Genomic DNA, 17,119 nt, shown 5'->3' on the forward strand with positions numbered 1-17,119 from the left:
TATGCTCCTAGTCAAAAGCACAGACGCTAACAAACCTGTATGACAGTTTTTGGCTTGGGCACGACTATCATCGTCCTGTCTGCGTCACCTGCTTATTCCAAAAACCTTGGTTGTCATTCCACATCGGTATATTTGTAGATATATCAACCTGTTACGATTTCCGGTTCGCAATAGTTACATCCAAGACTGGTACAAGTCGTCCCCTCGGAGCTTTCATGAATTTCCCGCTGATCCTCAATCTGCTGGTGTTCCTCGCGTTGCTGTTCGGCTTGTCGCTGACCCGCCACACTGCGTGGAGCCTGGCGAAAAAAGTCTTGCTGGCACTGGTTATAGGCGTGGTCTTCGGCCTGTGCCTGCACCTGACCTACGGTACAGACAGCCCGACACTGAAAGCCTCCATTGGCTGGTTCGACCTGGTCGGCAGTGGCTACGTGCAATTGCTGCAAATGATCGTGATACCGCTGGTATTCGCCTCGATCCTCAGCGCCGTAGCCCGTCTGCATAACGCTTCGTCCCTCGGCAAGATCAGCTTCCTGACCATCGGCACATTGCTGTTTACCACCATGATCGCGGCACTGATCGGTATCGGCCTGACCAACCTGTTCGGCCTCACCGCCGATGGCCTGGTGGCCGGTGCTGCAGAAATGAGCCGCCTGCAAGTGATCCAGAGCGACTACGCGGGCAAGGTGTCGGACCTGAACGTGCCACAACTGCTGCTGTCGTTTATCCCGCAAAACCCGTTTGCCGACCTGGCCCGTGCCAAGCCGACCTCGATCATCAGCGTGGTGATTTTCGCGGCATTCCTGGGCATCGCCGCGTTGCAGCTGTTCAAGGACGAGCCGGAAAAAGGCGGCAAGATCCTCAGCGCCATCGATACCCTGCAAGCCTGGGTGATGCGCCTGGTGCGCCTGGTGATGAAACTGACCCCCTACGGCGTACTGGCCTTGATGACCAAAGTGGTCGCCATGTCCAACGTGCAGGACATCATCAAACTCGGCAGCTTTGTGGTGGTGTCCTACATCGCCCTGGCGCTGATGTTTGTGATTCACGGCGTGATCGTGTCGTTTTCCGGGGTTAACCCGCTGCGCTTCTTCCGCAAGGTATGGCCGGTTCTGACCTTTGCTTTCACCAGCCGTTCGAGCGCGGCCAGCATCCCGTTGAGCATCGAAGCGCAAACCCGACGCCTGGGCATTCCGTCTTCGATCGCCAGCTTTGCCGCTTCGTTTGGCGCGACCATTGGCCAGAACGGCTGTGCCGGTCTGTACCCGGCCATGCTGGCGGTGATGGTTGCCCCGACCGTGGGCATCAACCCGCTGGACCCTGTGTGGATCGCATCGCTGGTGGCCATCGTGACCTTGAGTTCGGTAGGCGTGGCCGGTGTGGGCGGTGGTGCAACCTTCGCTGCACTGATCGTGTTGCCGGCCATGGGATTGCCGGTGTCGCTGGTGGCATTGCTGATTTCGGTCGAGCCCCTGATCGACATGGGCCGTACGGCACTGAACGTCAGCGGTTCGATGGTGGCAGGCACCGTCACCAGCCAGATCCTGCACCAGACCGACAAGGCCATCCTGGCTGAAGACGATCATGGTGATCTGGCGCACGCCTAAAAGCTTGCCCTAACCCTCTCCCGGAGGGAGAGGGGATTAAAGGCAAAAGCAGATTTGCGTAACACCACAGATCAGCCCCCTCTCCCTCCGGGAGAGGGTTGGGGTGAGGGGCTTTTTGTAACTAAGCCCTTTCCCACACCTCAAAACTGAACGCCGGCTTGCCCTCTGCAGCCTCGTGCAATTCCTCTGATACCCGTTTCCACTGCGCCTGATCGAACTCAGGGAACCACGCATCGCCTTCCGGGCTCAGGCCCACTCGCGTCAGGTACAACCGGTCGGCATCCACCAATCCCTGGGTGTACAACTGCGCGCCGCCAATCAGCATCACTTCACTGACGCCTTGCTCGATTGCCCACGCCTCGGCACGCTCCACAGCCGCCTCAAGGGATGCAAATACCTCGGCACCTTCAAGCTGCAAGCCGGCCTGACGACTGACCACCAGATTAAGCCGGCCCGGCAACGGGCGGCCCAGCGAATCCCAGGTCTTGCGCCCCATGATGATCGGCTTGCCCAGGGTGGTGGCCTTGAAATATTTGAAATCCGCTGGCAAATGCCACGGCATGCTGTTGTCGACGCCAATCACGCGGTTTTCAGCGAGTGCCGCGATCAGGCTAAGGGGGAGTGTTTTTTTCATGGCGCCGAGGATACCAGAGCCACCCGCGCCGACAGTACCCTGCCTGACTAACAGCGGTTATGCTCATGGCTCACTTGAATGGACTGGCCTGTGAATCAACTTTCCCCATTACAACGCCTCTGGCTGACCGAGACCGTGCGCCTGCGCGAAGAACACGCCGGCCCGCTGGACGATCTTGAAGCCAATCGGCGCGCCCGCACCAGCGCCGGCGACCTGCCCACACGCCTGCAAAACCGTGCCCTGTGGCTGGCGGAACGGGATGGCTTGCTCGCCGCCATGCAGCACTGGCTGCAAGGTGCGCGGCTGGCGCTGCTGGTATTGGCCGTACTGACGGTACTCAGCGGCGCCGGGCTGGCCTTTGCCGCCCTGGGCAACGGGCAAACCCCGGTCAATGTGTTCTGGGCGCTGGGCAGCCTGCTTGGCCTCAATTTGATCCTGCTGTTGAGCTGGGCGCTGGGCCTGCTGTTTGCCGGTGAACACGGCGCCAGCCTCGGCCGCCTGTGGCTGTGGCTCAGCGAAAAACTCGCCCGCGACGCCAAGGCCGCACAACTGGCCCCCGCCCTGGTGCTGTTGCTGCAACGGCGCAAGCTCAATCGCTGGGCACTCGGCACGCTGGTCAACGGCCTGTGGTTGCTGGCGATGCTCAGCGCGTTGGTGATGATGCTGCTGCTAATGGCCACCCGCCGTTACGGGTTTATCTGGGAAACCACGATTCTTGGTGCCGATGTGTTTGTCGCCGCCACCCGCGCCCTTGGCGCCCTGCCCAACTGGCTGGGCATGAGCGTACCCACCGTGGAGATGATCCGCATCAGCAACGACACCAACCTCTATGACAATGAACTGGTGCGTCAGGCATGGGCCGTGTGGCTGGTGGGCGTGGTCCTTATTTACGGGGTGATTCCGCGTCTGCTACTGGCGGCATTCTGCCTGTGGCGCTGGAATGCCGGGCGCAACGCACTGCAACTTGACCTTAATCTGCCCGGTTACAGCCAGCTGCGCGAGCGTCTGATGCCCAGCAGCGAGCGCCTGGGCGTAAATGACATAGCCCCCGAGCAGTTGCATAACGTGCAGGCCGGGCACAGCGACCTGCACACCGATGGCGCCTTGATCGTGGCCATCGAGCTGGACGATCAACACCCTTGGCCACCCACGTTGCCGGCTACGGTCAAGGATGCGGGCATTCTCGACAGCCGCGAATCCAGGCAAAAACTGCTCGAACAAATGACCCGTTTCCCCCCGGCGCGCCTGGCCATTGCCTGCGACCCGCGACGCTCGCCGGACCGTGGCAGCCTGGCGCTGATCGGCGAACTGGCCCGCAGTGCCCGCGAAACCCGCATATGGCTACTGCAAGCCCCCCCCGGCCAGGCACTGGACGCTGATCGCCTGGGCGACTGGCACACGGCGCTGGAGAAACTGGGTTTACCGTTCGCCGCCAGCGCCCCCCTGAACTGGCTGGAGACAGGCCATGACTAAGCCACTGACGCTGGCCGTGGTGGGCCATACCAATGTCGGCAAAACCTCGTTGCTGCGGACCCTGACCCGAGATGTCGGTTTTGGTGAAGTGTCCCATCGTCCCAGCACCACGCGCCATGTCGAAGGCGCACGGCTGTCGGTCGACGGCGAGCCGTTGCTGGAGCTGTACGACACGCCGGGGCTGGAAGATGCCATCGCCCTGCTCGACTACCTTGAGCGCCTCGACCACCCCGGCGAACGCCTGGATGGGCCGGCGCGGGTGGCGCGCTTTCTCGAAGGCAGCGAGGCGCGCCAGCGCTTTGAGCAGGAAGCCAAGGTGTTGCGCCAACTGCTGGCCTCGGACGCCGGGCTGTATGTGATCGACGCCCGCGAGCCGGTGCTGGCCAAGTACCGCGACGAACTCAGCGTACTGGCCAGTTGTGGCAAACCGCTGCTGCCGGTGCTCAACTTTGTCAGCAGCCCGCAGCACCGCGAACCCGAGTGGCGCGAAGCCCTGGCCCGTCTGGGCCTGCATGCACTGGTACGCTTCGACAGCGTGGCCCCGCCCGAAGATGGCGAACGCCGTTTATATGAAAGCCTGGCGCTGCTGCTGGAGCATTCGCGGGGCGCGCTGCAACGACTGATTACCGACCAGGAGGCCCAGCGTGAAGCCCGCAAGCACAGCGCCCTGCGCCTGATTGCCGAACTGCTGATCGACTGCGCCGCTTGCCGACGCAGCGTGGCCAGCGAAAAAACCGCCGAACAACAAGCTACCCAGCAGTTGCGCGAAACGATTCGCCAACGCGAGCAACGCTGCGTAGAAGCCATGCTCAAGCTGTACGGTTTTCGCACCAGCGATGCGGCGGCCAGCGACTTGCCGCTGCTCGACGGGCGCTGGGGCGATGACTTGTTCAACCCCGAGACGCTCAAGCATCTGGGCGTGCGGGTCGGTAGCGGGATTGCCGCAGGGGCTGCGGCCGGGGCAGGCGTGGACTTGATGGTGGGCGGCCTGACGCTGGGCGCGGCGGCGCTGGCCGGGGCCATTGCCGGCGGTGCGCTGCAAACCGCGCGCAGCTACGGCAGCCGCTTGCTGGGCAAGTTCAAGGGCCAGCGCGAGTTGACCGTGGACGACAGCGTGTTACGCCTGCTGGCGTTGCGCCAACGGCAATTGCTGCACGCTCTCAATGCTCGCGGGCATGCGGCGGTGGACAGCATCAAGGTCGCCACCCCGCAGGACAAGACCTGGCGCGAAGGCAAACTGCCCGAAGCCCTGAACAAGGCGCGGGCGCACCCGCAATGGTCGTCGCTCAACCCGCATCCGAAGTTGAGCCAGGCTGAGCGTCAGGAACAGATTGAGTTGTTGGCCGGGCAGATCTAAGTACCGGCTTACCCCCCGTGGGAGCGAGCCTGCTCGCGATTGGATCATCACTGATACACCGCGTCGTTTGTTTCGCGAGCAGGCTCGCTCCCACAAGAATGGGTACTTAACCCTCTAACAGGCGGACGGCTTTGGCCTTGAGGATTTGCAGGTCGATAACTGGCACATGCATCTGCTTGGCCTGTTCATCCCATACCCGCATGCGCAGGCTCAACCCGCACAACGGGTCCTGCTCGAAGGCATCCGCCTCGGCCTCGCTCATCACCCCGCCCTGATAACCCAGGGTGCGAATGCTCGCCTCACTCAACAAATCGAAATACCCCGGCTGACGCAAAGTCAGGTAACGCTTGGCCTGTACGTGGTATTCCACCAGTTTGGCCAGCCGCTCGCTAAACCCGGCACGGCGCAGATAATCGGCGCCCACCCGCTCATGGCTGACTACACCGTATCCATCCATGTTCTTCGCATCATTGACGCAAAAGTGCCCGATATCGTGAAAGAACGCGGCCAACACCACTTCATCGTCATAACCTTCATCCAGCGCAAGCTGCGCGGCCTGGGACATATGCTCGATCTGTGACACCGGCTCGCCGATGTAATCATCGGTACCGTATTGCCGGTACAAACCAAAAATGTCTTCAACCACTTGCTGTGCGTGTGTCATCACATCTCCTCCAGCATCCGGGCGATATTGCCCTCGGCCATCGCCGGGCCCACGCTCATGCCCACGCCGGTGTGCATCAGCGCCGCATTCAAGCCGGGCGCCACCTGCAGCCAGGTAAAAGGCCTGGCCCCTTTGGCACCATAGACGCCCTGCCAGCGCTCGACCACCTGCACTTCACAGCCCAGTGTGTCTTCGCACAGTTGCAGCATCCAGTTATCCACCTGTTCGCCGTTGAAGGGTGAGGGATCCTCACTGTAATCATGTGAATCGCCGACGATCAAATCACCATAAGGCGTCGGGCTGATCAGCAGGTGAATGCCGTGCTGCTCCAGATGCGGGCTGTCACGCTGGATTTCGGCCTGCACTGGCGCCGCTTCGGGCAAGTCGGCAAAAGCGCCGTAATGCACACAGCTCAGGCCGGTCAGCAGGGCGTGTTGCAGCCTCAAGTTGACCTTGGGCCGCACGCGCAGCATTTGCAGGCGACAGATCTTCGGGTTGAGCCGGGCCAGTGGCTCGGCCAGCAGGGTCAGGTAATCGTGCCCCGAGCACACAATCACCTGCGAACCCTTGAAACTCCCCGCCGTGGTATGGACCTGACCGGGTTCGACTTCGCGCACCAGGGTCGAAAAATGAAATTCGACGCCCAGCTCACACTGCAAATAGTTGATAAGGGCCGGGATGGCTTCGCGCGAATACACCTGCTGGTCGTCAAGGCCATGCAAAGCGGCGCGATGATGGCTGAACTGGCCACCGTACAGCGCATCCATTTCTGCACCGCGCAATAATTCGGCGCGGTAGCCGAACTCGCGTGCACGACCTTGGCAGAACGCCTCAAGCAAGTGCTCTTCGGCTTCGGTGCGGGCGAACAGGTACGAGCCGTTGCGCTTGAGATCAAAGCCTGCGCGCTGCGCCCAGACTGCCCAAATGTCGCGGCTGGCACGGGCCAGATCGAGCATCACGCCCGGTGGTTGGCCGGTGACCAGCGCCTGGCCGAAATTGCGCACCGAGGCGCCCAGTGGCGTGGCGGTGCGTTCGAAGACGCGTACCTTGAGACCGCGTCTTGCAGCGGCGTAGGCGTGGGACAAGCCCAGAATGCCGGCGCCGACGATAAGGATTGGTTGAGTCATCACGATGTCCTGAAGGGCAACTTCACTTCCCTTGTGGGAGCGGGCTTGCTCGCGATACAAGCGCCGCGGTGCGGCTGTCCAACCGCAGCGATCCAATCGCGGGCAAGCCCGCTCCCACAGGTCTTTTGTGGCTACAAAACTACTGCGCCGCTTTCTCGGACTTGCCGTCATAGCGCTTGCGCCATTCGGCCAGGATGCTGTCGCGGTTCTGCGAGGCCCAGGCGAAGTCGTTCTTGATCAGGCGCTGCTCGTAGTCGGCTGGCAGCTCGGTCTGTGGCTTGGCGATGCCGGGCTGGGCGAGTACCGCGAAGTTCTCTTTATAAAGCTCCATCGCCGCGGGGCTTGCGGAGAAGTCAGCCAGCTTTTTTGCTGCCTCTTCGTGCGGCGTCCCCTTGATTACAGCCGTCGCTTCGATTTCCCAACCCAGGCCTTCTTTAGGCAACACGATATCCAGCGGTGCCCCCTGACGCTTGAGCTGTACGGCCGGGTATTCAAAGGAGATACCGATCGGGAATTCCCCCGCAGCTGCCAGCTTGCAAGGCTTGGAACCTGAATGAACGTACTGGCCGATGTTCTGGTGCAGGTCGTCCATAAATTGCCAGCCCTGTTTCTCGCCGAAGGTCTGCAGCCAGGCGCTCACATCCAGAAAGCCGGTGCCGGACGAGGCCGGGTTGGGCATCACGATTTTGCCCTTGTATTCAGGGTTGGTCAGGTCCTGCCAGCTCACCGGCTTGCTCAGGCCCTGTTTTTCCGCCTCGATGGTGTTGAAGCAAATGGTCGCGGCCCACACGTCCATGCCCACCCAGGCCGGCGGGTTGGCTGCATCGCGGTAGTTGCCGCCGATCTTGGCCAGGTCCCTGGGGGCGTAGCTTTGCAGCATGCCCTGCTGGTCGAGGATCGCCAGGCTGGATGCCGCCAGGCCCCACACCGCATCTGCTTGCGGACGGGCTTTTTCCGCCAGCAGCTTGGCGGTGATGATGCCCGTGGAATCGCGCACCCACTTGATCTCGATGTCCGGGTTGGCCTTTTCAAAGGCCTGCTTGTAGGTCTTGAGCTGTTCGGCTTCCAGGGCCGTGTACACGGTCAGTTCAGTTTTGGCAGCGAACGCATTGAAGCTAAAAGCAGTGAGGACAGCAGCGGCAAGAGCAAGAGGCTTGAACATGGTGCGGTTCCTTTTGGGGTGTAGGGGCAGGGTTGTTGTTATTGCGCGGGCGCACCCTGGCGCCAGGCCTGGGAGCGGCGCAGCAAACCGCGCGAAGCCCATGCCAGCAGCAAGGACATACCCGCCGAAGTGAACAGGATCAGGGTCGACATCGCCGCCGCGCCGCCAACGTTGCCGGCGTCGTCCATGTTCAGCACCGCCACCGCCGCGAGGATGGTGTCGGGGCTGTAAAGGAAGATCGCCGCCGACACGGTGGTCATCGCCGAGACAAACAGGTAGCGCATGATGTCCAGCAGTGCGGGTAGACAGATCGGCACGGTGACGCGCCAGTAATGGCGATAGAGCGGCGCCTTGAGCGACAGTGCGGCGGCTTCGAATTCGCCGTCGAGCTGGCGCAGGGCCGTGGTCGCAGTCATTTGTGCAGTGGTCAAATAATGCGCAATGGTGCAGGCCACCAGCAGGGTCATGGTGCCGTAGAGCACATGCAGCGGGTTGCCCGGCAGGTTGAAAAAGAACACGTAGCCCAGTCCCAGCACCAGCCCCGGCACGGCCATCGGTACAAAGCTGAGCATGCGCAGGGCCAGGTTGAGGCCTTTCTGGCTTCTGGTTTTCTCCATCAGATAGGCGCCGGTGAAGATCACCAGACTGCCAATCACCGCCGTACACAGCGCCATCGTTACACTGTTGCGATAGGCCAGCCAGCCGCCGCCTGCGGTGTCGTTGAACTGGTAGTGGTTGAGCGATAGCGACAGGTTATATGGCCAGAACTTGACCAGCGACGAGTACACCGCCATCCCGAAGACCAGCAACAGGGTGGCGCAAATCAGCAACACAATGGCCAGATAATAGCGGTCACGGCCCTTCGACGGCACGGGTTTGAACACCTGGGCGCGGCCACTCATCGAATCGCCATGCTGGCGGCGCAGCCAGGCATCAACGCCGAAACTGAACAGTGCAGGCAACAGCAGGACCATGCCGATCAAGGCGCCGCGACCGAATTGCTGCTGGCCGACTACGGCCTTGTAGGCTTCAAGCGCCAGCACCTGATAGTCGCCACCCACCACCACGGGCACACCGAAGTCGGTGATGGTCAGGGTGAAGACCAGGCAGAACGCGGCAAACACGGCCTGTTTGGTGCCCGGCCAGGTAATGCTGCGAAAGGCCTTGAAAGGCCCGGCCCCCATGCTCGATGCAGCGTCAAACAAACGTGCATCGGCCAGAGACAAAGCCGACAGCAAAATCATCAAGGCGTGCGGGAAGGTGTAGATGGCCTCACCGAGAACGATGCCCCAGAAGCCGTAGATATTGTCGCTAACCAGCCCACGTAACATGCCCTGGTTACCAAACAGATACACCAGCGCGATGCCCGGCAGCATTGAAGGTGCCATCAGTGGCAGCAACGACAACCCGCGCCAGATGCGTTTGCCGGGGATCATGGTCCTTTGCAGGGCGTAGGCAAACAGATACGCCAGCGGTACGACGATGGCCGCCACGCTGAGGGAAACCTTAAGGCTATTACCCAGCAGCCAGTGAAAGTTGGCGCTGGTGACCAGTTCTCGCGCCGCGACCCAGCCGCCGCCCTGGCCGTCTTCGGCACTAAAGCCGCGCCAGAAGATTGCCAGCAACGGCATCAGCACCGCCACGCTCAACAACAACAGTAACAGCAGCTTGCCGCCGACCACGAAGATACGGTCACCGAGTTCCGCTCTGCTGGCTTGGCGGGACATTTTGCCGGGCAATGGCAGGGCCATTTCAGCGGCCATGTCAGGCAAACACCTGCAGGCTGCCGGGTGGCAGGGCGACAAAAATATCCGGTGTGCCGAGGCGCGGCAGGTCCTGACTGCCGACTTCGGCCGTCAGGGCATGACCCGGCAGGTGGTTGAGTTCGAAGCTCATGCGGCAGCGATTGCCAAGAAAGGTAATTTCCCGAACCCGGGCCGGGAACAGGTTTTCCTGATGCAGTACCGGATTGACGCTGATGGCTTCGGGACGGCAGAACAAACGCCCCGAGGCGGCGCGGCCAGCGTCATCTGCCAGGCGCATGTTCATGCCGCCGACCTGAGCGTGGGTGGCACTGTTGCGCAAAAACGGTAGCCAGTTGCCCTGCCCCACAAATTCGGCGACAAACGGCGTGGCCGGCTTGTCGTAGATTTCTTGCGGGGTGGCGTACTGCTCGACCTTGCCGTTGTTCATCACAGCAATACGGTCGGCCATCAGCATGGCTTCGTCCTGATTGTGGGTGACCATCAGCGTGGTGATGCCCAGGCTGCGCTGCAATTGGCGCAGTTCGGTACATAAATGCTCACGGACGCGGGCATCCAGGGCCGACATTGGCTCGTCGAGTAATAGCAGAGACGGCGATGGCGCCAGGGCACGGGCCAGGGCGACCCGCTGCTGCTGGCCACCGGAAAGCTGACCCGGGAATTTCTTTTCGCTGCCGGTCAGGCCCACCAGCTCCAGCATGTCGCCGACGCGCTTGCGCACCACCTCACGATTGCTGCCAGCCAGGCCGTAGGCAATGTTGGCCTCAACAGTCAGATTTGGGAACAAAGCATAGGACTGAAACAGAATCCCGTAATCACGGGCCTGCGGCGCCAGCTCGGAGACATCGCGATCACCCAGGTACAGTGCGCCGTTGTCCTGATGCTCCAGGCCTGCGATACAACGCAACAGCGTGGTCTTGCCGCAACCGGACGGGCCGAGCAGACACACCAGCTCGCCTGCAGCCACCTCCAGCGAGACGTTATCCAGCGCGGTAAAGGCGCCAAAGCGCTTGCTCACATTGCGCACCTTCATCGGCACGCCGGGCTGGGTAAAAGCGGTTGTGTTCGAGCTGTTCATGGATGCACCTCATCAAGCAGATAAGGGCCATCCTAGAGATGCAATGCGTACAAGATGTGGCAGCAAGGCCAAAGCAGCCGATAGTGGTATTGGTGGATTTGGGTATGGGTGCAGGGTCATTGTGGGAGCGGGCTTGCTCGCGATGGCCTTACCGCGTTTTGCCTGACACACCGCATCGTCTGCATCGCGAGCAAGCCCGCTCCCACAGTGGTTGTGGTCAGGCCGGGGCCATTTCCTGCGCCAGCCCCAGAAACGCCGCCGGCAAACGCGCGGCTTTTCGCTCTTTGAGGCAGTACAGGTACTCATGGATCACTGGCGCATTCTCAAGGGTCAGTACCCGTAACTGCGGGTCATGAGGTACTTCCTGGCGAGCGATGATGCTGATGCCGATATTGCGCAGCACCGCTTCGCGGATCGACTCCCGGCTGCCAATTTCCAGCAGCGGACCAAAACTCACCCCGGCATTGGCCAGCAGGTCTTCGGTCAACTGGCGCGTAGTCGAACCTTGCTCACGCATCAACAAGCAATGCCCGGCCAGCGCACTGAGCGGTACATGCTCTAGCTTGGCCAATGGGTGATTGCGATGCACCGCCAGCACCAGCGGATCGGCACCCAGGACGCGGCGGATCAGGCGCGGGTCTTCCACCAGTTGTGAGGAAGCCGCGATATCGACCCGGTATTCGTCCAGTGCCTCCAGCACCTGCTGGGAGTTGCCGATATCCACCGCCACCTCGATCTGCGGCAAGCGTTCGCGAAAGGCTTTGACCAGATCCAGGATGTAATACGGCGCGGTCGCGGCAATGCGCAGCATGCCGGTGCCCTGGCCGCTGTTGCGCAAAAAGAATTCGATATCGGCTTCTTGCTGCAGCAACGCCTTGACCATCGGCAGCAGGCGTACGCCGTCATCGCTGAGGGTCAGGCGCCGGCCGCCACGGTAAAACAGCTCTACACCGTACTGGCTTTCGAGGTTGCGGATTTGCGTGGTCACAGTCGGCTGGCTCAGCCCGAGCTTTTTGGCGGCCTGAGTAATGCTGCCCAGTTGGGCCACCCGGTAAAACGCTTTCAGCTCGGCACTCAGCACAACAGCCCCTCTTGATCTATTTGCGCAACAGGCGCAAACCGTTGAACACCACCAACAGGCTGACGCCCATGTCGGCAAACACGGCCATCCACATGGTGGCCAAACCGAGGAAGGTTACCGCAAGAAAGATCGCCTTGATGACCAATGCCAAGGCAATGTTCTGTTTCAGGATGCTGGAGGTCTGCCGTGACAGGCGAATAAAAGCCGGTATCTTGCGCAGATCGTCGTCCATCAGGGCAACATCGGCGGTCTCGATCGCGGTATCCGTACCTGCCGCGGCCATGGCAAAGCCGATCTCGGCACGGGCCAGGGCCGGAGCGTCATTAATGCCGTCGCCCACCATGCCTACATGATGGCCCTTGGCATACAGCGCTTCGATCGCCTTGAGCTTGTCTTCCGGGAGCAGGTTGCCCTGGGCTTCGTCGATACCGACCTGGGCGGCAATGGCGTTGGCCGTGTGAGGATTATCGCCGGTCAGCATCAGGGTCTTGATGCCCAACTCATGCAACTCGCGGATCGCTTCACGGCTGGTTTGCTTGACTGTGTCTGCCACGGCGAACAGCGCCAGCGGGCCTGCGCTGTCGCACAGCAAGATCACGGTTTTGCCCTGTTCTTCCAGCGCAAACAGCTCGGTCTCGAGTTCAGGAGAGCACAGGCCCAATTCTTCAACCAGGCGGTGATTGCCCAGGTGGTAGAGCTTGCCGTCGATTTCGCCACGCACTCCGCGTCCCGCCAGCGCGGTGAAGTTATCCACAGCACTCAAAGGCAGATTCTTATCCACAGCAGCATTAGCCACAGCCAGCGACACCGGATGATCGGAACGGCTTGCAAGGCTGGCGGCCAACAGCACCGCGCTGTCAGTGACCAGCGGATCAAGGGGCAGGTAATCGGTTTGCACCGGTTTGCCGTGGGTGATGGTGCCGGTCTTGTCCAGGGCCAGGAAGTCGAGCTTGTGGCCGCCTTCCAGGTACACCCCGCCCTTGACCAAAATCCCCTTGCGGGCCGCAGCCGCCAGGCCGCTGACGATGGTTACCGGCGTCGAAATCACCAGCGCACAAGGGCACGCCACCACCAGTAACACCAGTGCACGGTAGATCCAGTCAAACCATACGCCGCCCATAAACAACGGCGGGATCACCGCCACTGCCAGGGCAAAGGCAAACACCAGCGGGGTATAGATTTTCGCGAAGCTGTCGACGAAACGCTGGGTCGGTGCCCGGGCGCCCTGGGCCTGCTCTACAGCGTGAATGATCCGCGCCAGGGTCGAGTTGTTGGCCGCTGCCGTCACCCGGTATTCCAGGGCGCCGGACTGGTTGATGGTGCCCGCGAAGACTTTGTCGCCCAGCGCTTTCTCGATGGGCAGGCTTTCACCGGTGATCGGCGCCTGATCGACTGTGGAGTTGCCCGCTACCACTTCACCGTCCAGGCCGATACGCTCGCCCGGCCGTACCCTGACCAGGCTGCCCAGGGCGATGTCTTTGACCTCAAGCTCAATCCAGCTGCCATCCGCCTGCTGCACGGTGGCCTTGTCCGGCGCCATTTGCATCAGGCCACTTATGGCATTGCGCGCACGATCGAGGGATTTGGCTTCGATCAGTTCGGCCACGGTAAACAGGAACATCACCATCGCCGCTTCCGGCCATTGGCCGATCAACACGGCCCCCGTCACGGCGATGCTCATCAGTGCATTGATGTTCAGGTTGAGGTTTTTCAGGGCGATCCAGCCCTTTTTATAGGTGGTCAGGCCGCCGCTGAGGATCGACACCAGCGCCACCAGCGCAATCACCCAGGTGGGTGCAGCATCGGTAAAGTGCAGCACTTCAGCCGCCAACGCGCCCACACCGGCCACGGCCAGAGGCCACCAGTGTTTTTTCGCAGGCAGTGCAGGCGGGGCCGCATCCGCACCGGAATTGATGGGCTCGGCGTGCATGCCGAGGGATTTGATTGCGTCGACAATCGGCCCGACGGACGGCAGGTCGTGGGTCACGCCCAATACCCGGTTGATGAGGTTGAATTCCAGTTGCTGCACACCCGCCAGCTTGCCCAGCTTGTTCTGGATCAGGGTCTGCTCGGTGGGGCAGTCCATCGCTTCAATGCGAAAGCTGCTCAGGCGCGCGCCCGCAGTGGCCGCGGCGGCCAGCTTGACGACGCTCGGTCCCGCTGCGCCGGGGCAGCAGCTATGGGCGTGAGCGTGCGTGTCGCCATGCCCATGTTCGTGATCGTGATCGTGATCGTGATCGTGATCATGCTTGTTCGGTGCGTGAATGGAATCGCTCATCAGATTGCGTCCGGGAAAGGTGCCTGTTGCCAAGTAAAGACCCTGTAGCCACTATAGGGTCAAGCATCCTTTTGGAGATCTGCTTGATGAAAATTGGCGAACTGGCGAAATTGACCGACTGTCAGGTCGAAACCATCCGTTATTACGAACGCGAAGGGCTGCTGCCAGAGCCTGCGCGCAGTGAAGGCAACTACCGTTTGTACACCCAGGCCCATGTTGAGCGGCTGACGTTTATCCGCAATTGCCGCAGCCTGGACATGACCCTGGAAGAAATCCGCAGCCTGCTCAACCTGCGTGACAGCCCCCAGGACCAGTGCGAAAGCGTGAATGCGCTGATCGACGAACATATTCATCACGTCAAGGCGCGGGTCGACAGTTTGCTGGCCCTGCAGGCGCAATTGCTCGACCTGCGGCAAAAGTGTGGCGAGGGGCCTGACGGGGAGCATTGCGGGATTTTGCAGCAGCTGGAAGTCAGCGGCTCGGTCAGCCCGCCGGAAGGCGAGCCCAGCCATGTGGGCAGAAGCCACGGGCATTGATTGCAGGGCGCCGATGCAGGCCTTGGCCCTTCAATCGTGCCGGACGCGGAGCGCCTAAAACGCTATTCTGTCCAGGTTTTCCCCTTACAGAATGTGAACTGCCAAATGCCAGACTGGAACCACTACCTACAGCGCATCCTTGAGTTGATGAAGCGCTATCCAGGGCTGATCGCGGCGTTTGGCTTTTGCTCGGGGGTGGGCAGTTTCATTCTGGTGGACCGCCAGCAAGGCATGGCCCGCTGGATTGCGGTGATCCTGCTGGTGAGCTGGGTCTGGTTGATGCTGGAAAACACCTTCACCCGGCTGTTCAGCCGGGTGTTCAAGCGCGAAATACCTGAACCGCTGCTGCGCTATGCCACCCAGATGATCCACCAGGAAAGTTTTTTTTTCGTCCTGCCATTTTTCTTTATCACCACCACCTGGAACAGTGGCCAACTGGTCTTTACCGGACTTCTGGGCGTGTGCGCACTGATCGCCATCACTGACCCGTTGTATTACAAATGGCTGGCCCCCCGGCGCTGGCTGTTTCTGGCCCTGCACACCCTGGCCCTGTTCGCGGCCATGCTGACGGCGTTGCCGATCATCCTCAACCTCACCACCTCCGAGAGCTACAAACTGGCGCTGGGCACCGCCGTGCTGCTGTCCATTCCCAGCCTGGCCGTGAGCCTGCCGCTGAAAACCTGGCGTGGCTGGCTGGTATTGCCCTTGATAGTCCTGGCCCTGGGCGGCACCGGCTGGCTGCTGCGATCCTGGGTGCCACCAGCTACGCTGTGGATGACCGAAGTGGCCGTCACCACCCAGTTGCAGGACCGCACGCCGGGCGAGAGCATCAAGCACATCAGCGTCAGCGAGCTGCGCAGTCGTGGCCTGTACGCCTATACCTCGATCAATGCGCCCCGGGGTTTGAATGAGCGGATTTACCATGTGTGGCAACTCAACGGCCAGGAGGTCGACCGCATCGCCCTGGATATTCATGGCGGGCGCAAAGAGGGTTATCGCGCCTGGACCCACAAGCAGAATTTCCCGCCGGACCCGGTGGGTCGCTGGCAAGTCCGGGTGTTGACCGAGGATGGGCAACTGATCGGCGTTTTGCGCTTCAGGGTTAACCTGGATCAATCTGCGCCTGCGGTTGTTAAGGCAAACTGAAGCACTTTTGCCGGATTGTGCTATTACATAAGGTCTGCGTTCAAACGTACCGAGCTGGGAGCTTAAGACTATTACGGCCATGGCGGGCAATGCCCAACTAGACACTTCCGGTAATCCGGCGCGACTGCTGATCAGCGGCGACTGGACGCTTGCCCATTACACACGCCTCAAGCAGCAGACCGAACAACTGGTCGGCAAGTACGATGCCCAGACCGCCATCAACCTGGACGACGTGTCCAGCATCGATACGGCCGGGGCTTCGCTGCTGGTGGAGCTGCTGGGGGCAGAGCGCGTAAGCCAGTTGACCGATACCGCACAAAAACTCCCCGCCGCCGACCGCGCCTTGCTGCAAACGGTCTATTCCTCGATGCGCGATTTTTGCGTGCCGGTCGCAGCCCAGGAACAGAACGTCGGCATCCTCTTGCTCAGCCGCATCGGCAGCGCGGTCTACAAGCTGTGGCAAGACTCCCTGCAACTGCTGGGGTTTATCGGCCTGATCCTGCAGACCCTGGCGCGCAACCTGTTTCGACCCAAACAATGGCGCATCACCCCGGTGGTGGCGCATATCGAGCAGATCGGTCTTAACGCCGCGCCGATCGTGGTGTTGCTGACCTTTATGGTGGGCGCCGTAGTGGCGTTTCTCGGGGCCACGGTACTGGCCAACTTTGGTGCGGGGATTTTTACCGTTGACCTGGTGGCGTTTTCCTTCCTGCGTGAATTCGGCGTGTTGCTCACCGCCATCCTGCTCGCCGGGCGCACGGCCAGTGCCTTTACCGCACAAATCGGCTCGATGAAGGCCAACGAAGAGATCGACGCGATCCGCACCCTGGGCCTCGATCCGATGGACTTGCTGGTGTTGCCACGGGTGCTGGCGCTGTTGATTTCCCTGCCGCTGCTGACATTCATGGCCATGATGGCGGGCATCCTCGGCGGTGCCGTGGTCTGCGTGGTGTCCCTGGGTATCTCGCCGGACATGTTTATTTCGCTGCTGCACTCGGATATCGGCGTGCAGCACTTTTTGGTGGGCATGGTCAAAGCGCCGTTCTTTGCCTTCCTGATTGCCGCGGTGGGCTGCCTTGAAGGCTTTAAAGTCAGCGGCAGCGCCGAGTCGGTGGGCGCCCACACCACGTCCAGCGTGGTCCAGTCGATCTTTATCGTGATCGTCCTCGACGCCGTGGCCGCGTTGTTCTTTATGGAGATGGGCTGGTGAGTA

The 17,119-nt window shown here is 61.2% G+C and carries 14 protein-coding genes; 6 read left to right on the top strand and 8 right to left on the bottom strand.

The features are described from left to right. Positions 1-215 precede the first annotated feature (215 nt). Complete coding sequence (locus tag FHL07_RS08615; protein WP_083369724.1) at positions 216-1,607, top strand: L-cystine transporter; 1,392 nt, start codon at positions 216-218, stop codon at positions 1,605-1,607. A gap of 121 nt (positions 1,608-1,728) precedes the next feature. On the opposite strand, the gene FHL07_RS08620 is transcribed toward FHL07_RS08615, so the two are convergent. Next, positions 1,729-2,241: a dihydrofolate reductase gene (locus FHL07_RS08620; RefSeq protein WP_138738379.1), complete on the bottom strand. Its 513-nt coding sequence runs from the start codon at positions 2,239-2,241 to the stop codon at positions 1,729-1,731. Positions 2,242-2,331: 90 nt separating this feature from the next. Here FHL07_RS08620 and FHL07_RS08625 point away from each other — a divergent pair, with 90 nt between their 5' ends. Beyond that, entirely contained in the window at positions 2,332-3,714 is a 1,383-nt protein-coding gene (locus FHL07_RS08625) for a DUF2868 domain-containing protein (RefSeq protein ID WP_138738380.1), read from the top strand. After that, positions 3,707-5,071, top strand: a complete 1,365-nt coding sequence (locus FHL07_RS08630) for a GTPase/DUF3482 domain-containing protein (RefSeq protein ID WP_094999781.1) — start codon at positions 3,707-3,709, stop codon at positions 5,069-5,071. The genes FHL07_RS08625 and FHL07_RS08630 overlap by 8 nt, the downstream gene beginning before the upstream one ends. 106 nt (positions 5,072-5,177) lie before the next feature. Here the strand turns inward: FHL07_RS08630 and FHL07_RS08635 are convergent, their stop codons facing one another. The 7 genes from FHL07_RS08635 to FHL07_RS08670 all read right to left on the bottom strand — a co-directional run bounded on the left by FHL07_RS08635 (position 5,178) and on the right by FHL07_RS08670 (position 14,224). Beyond that, on the bottom strand, positions 5,178-5,735 hold the full coding sequence (locus FHL07_RS08635; RefSeq protein ID WP_130872170.1) for a phosphonate degradation HD-domain oxygenase: 558 nt from the start codon (positions 5,733-5,735) through the stop codon (positions 5,178-5,180). Beyond that, on the bottom strand, positions 5,735-6,862 hold the full coding sequence (locus FHL07_RS08640; protein WP_133144084.1) for a TIGR03364 family FAD-dependent oxidoreductase: 1,128 nt from the start codon (positions 6,860-6,862) through the stop codon (positions 5,735-5,737). The genes FHL07_RS08635 and FHL07_RS08640 overlap by 1 nt, the downstream gene beginning before the upstream one ends. 139 nt (positions 6,863-7,001) lie before the next feature. After that, entirely contained in the window at positions 7,002-8,024 is a 1,023-nt protein-coding gene (locus tag FHL07_RS08645; RefSeq protein WP_138738381.1) for a putative 2-aminoethylphosphonate ABC transporter substrate-binding protein, read from the bottom strand. Between the two features lie 38 nt (positions 8,025-8,062). Then, positions 8,063-9,787 (bottom strand): putative 2-aminoethylphosphonate ABC transporter permease subunit, encoded by a 1,725-nt coding sequence (locus FHL07_RS08650; protein ID WP_138738382.1) that lies wholly within the window; start codon positions 9,785-9,787, stop codon positions 8,063-8,065. Between the two features lies 1 nt (position 9,788). Continuing rightward, a complete protein-coding gene (locus FHL07_RS08655) occupies positions 9,789-10,865 on the bottom strand; it encodes a putative 2-aminoethylphosphonate ABC transporter ATP-binding protein (RefSeq protein ID WP_095026828.1) in 1,077 nt (358 codons plus the stop codon). A 217-nt stretch (positions 10,866-11,082) separates the two neighbouring features. Continuing rightward, positions 11,083-11,946, bottom strand: coding sequence for a LysR family transcriptional regulator (locus FHL07_RS08665; RefSeq protein ID WP_095017842.1), 864 nt, complete (start codon positions 11,944-11,946; stop codon positions 11,083-11,085). Between the two features lie 16 nt (positions 11,947-11,962). Continuing rightward, positions 11,963-14,224 carry a heavy metal translocating P-type ATPase gene (locus FHL07_RS08670; RefSeq protein ID WP_138738383.1) on the bottom strand — a complete coding sequence of 754 codons (2,262 nt, stop codon included), beginning with the start codon at positions 14,222-14,224 and terminating at the stop codon, positions 11,963-11,965. Between the two features lie 86 nt (positions 14,225-14,310). On the opposite strand from FHL07_RS08670, the gene cadR reads away from it, so the two are divergent. The 3 genes from cadR to FHL07_RS08685 all read left to right on the top strand — a co-directional run bounded on the left by cadR (position 14,311) and on the right by FHL07_RS08685 (position 17,116). Then, on the top strand, positions 14,311-14,760 hold the full coding sequence (cadR, locus tag FHL07_RS08675) for a Cd(II)/Pb(II)-responsive transcriptional regulator (RefSeq protein WP_094999775.1): 450 nt from the start codon (positions 14,311-14,313) through the stop codon (positions 14,758-14,760). Positions 14,761-14,865: 105 nt separating this feature from the next. Continuing rightward, positions 14,866-15,906, top strand: a complete 1,041-nt coding sequence (locus FHL07_RS08680) for a DUF5924 family protein (RefSeq protein ID WP_094999774.1) — start codon at positions 14,866-14,868, stop codon at positions 15,904-15,906. A 79-nt stretch (positions 15,907-15,985) separates the two neighbouring features. After that, on the top strand, positions 15,986-17,116 hold the full coding sequence (locus tag FHL07_RS08685; RefSeq protein WP_094999773.1) for an ABC transporter permease: 1,131 nt from the start codon (positions 15,986-15,988) through the stop codon (positions 17,114-17,116). The last annotated feature ends 3 nt before the right edge of the window (positions 17,117-17,119 follow it).

Source organism: Pseudomonas sp. FSL W7-0098 (assembly GCF_005930585.1).
GTDB lineage: Bacteria > Pseudomonadota > Gammaproteobacteria > Pseudomonadales > Pseudomonadaceae > Aquipseudomonas > Aquipseudomonas bubulae.

What these genes read in the sequence shown, in the direction of transcription:
- FHL07_RS08615 (WP_083369724.1), top strand. Translation starts at nt 216, where the DNA reads ATGAATTTCCCGCTGATCCTCAATCTGCTGGTGTTCCTCGCGTTGCTG.
- FHL07_RS08620 (WP_138738379.1), bottom strand. Translation starts at nt 2,241, where the DNA reads ATGAAAAAAACACTCCCCCTTAGCCTGATCGCGGCACTCGCTGAAAAC.
- FHL07_RS08630 (WP_094999781.1), top strand. Translation starts at nt 3,707, where the DNA reads ATGACTAAGCCACTGACGCTGGCCGTGGTGGGCCATACCAATGTCGGC.
- FHL07_RS08635 (WP_130872170.1), bottom strand. Translation starts at nt 5,735, where the DNA reads ATGACACACGCACAGCAAGTGGTTGAAGACATTTTTGGTTTGTACCGG.
- FHL07_RS08640 (WP_133144084.1), bottom strand. Translation starts at nt 6,862, where the DNA reads ATGACTCAACCAATCCTTATCGTCGGCGCCGGCATTCTGGGCTTGTCC.
- FHL07_RS08645 (WP_138738381.1), bottom strand. Translation starts at nt 8,024, where the DNA reads ATGTTCAAGCCTCTTGCTCTTGCCGCTGCTGTCCTCACTGCTTTTAGC.
- FHL07_RS08650 (WP_138738382.1), bottom strand. Translation starts at nt 9,787, where the DNA reads ATGGCCGCTGAAATGGCCCTGCCATTGCCCGGCAAAATGTCCCGCCAA.
- FHL07_RS08655 (WP_095026828.1), bottom strand. Translation starts at nt 10,865, where the DNA reads ATGAACAGCTCGAACACAACCGCTTTTACCCAGCCCGGCGTGCCGATG.
- FHL07_RS08670 (WP_138738383.1), bottom strand. Translation starts at nt 14,224, where the DNA reads ATGAGCGATTCCATTCACGCACCGAACAAGCATGATCACGATCACGAT.
- cadR (WP_094999775.1), top strand. Translation starts at nt 14,311, where the DNA reads ATGAAAATTGGCGAACTGGCGAAATTGACCGACTGTCAGGTCGAAACC.
- FHL07_RS08680 (WP_094999774.1), top strand. Translation starts at nt 14,866, where the DNA reads ATGCCAGACTGGAACCACTACCTACAGCGCATCCTTGAGTTGATGAAG.
- FHL07_RS08685 (WP_094999773.1), top strand. Translation starts at nt 15,986, where the DNA reads ATGGCGGGCAATGCCCAACTAGACACTTCCGGTAATCCGGCGCGACTG.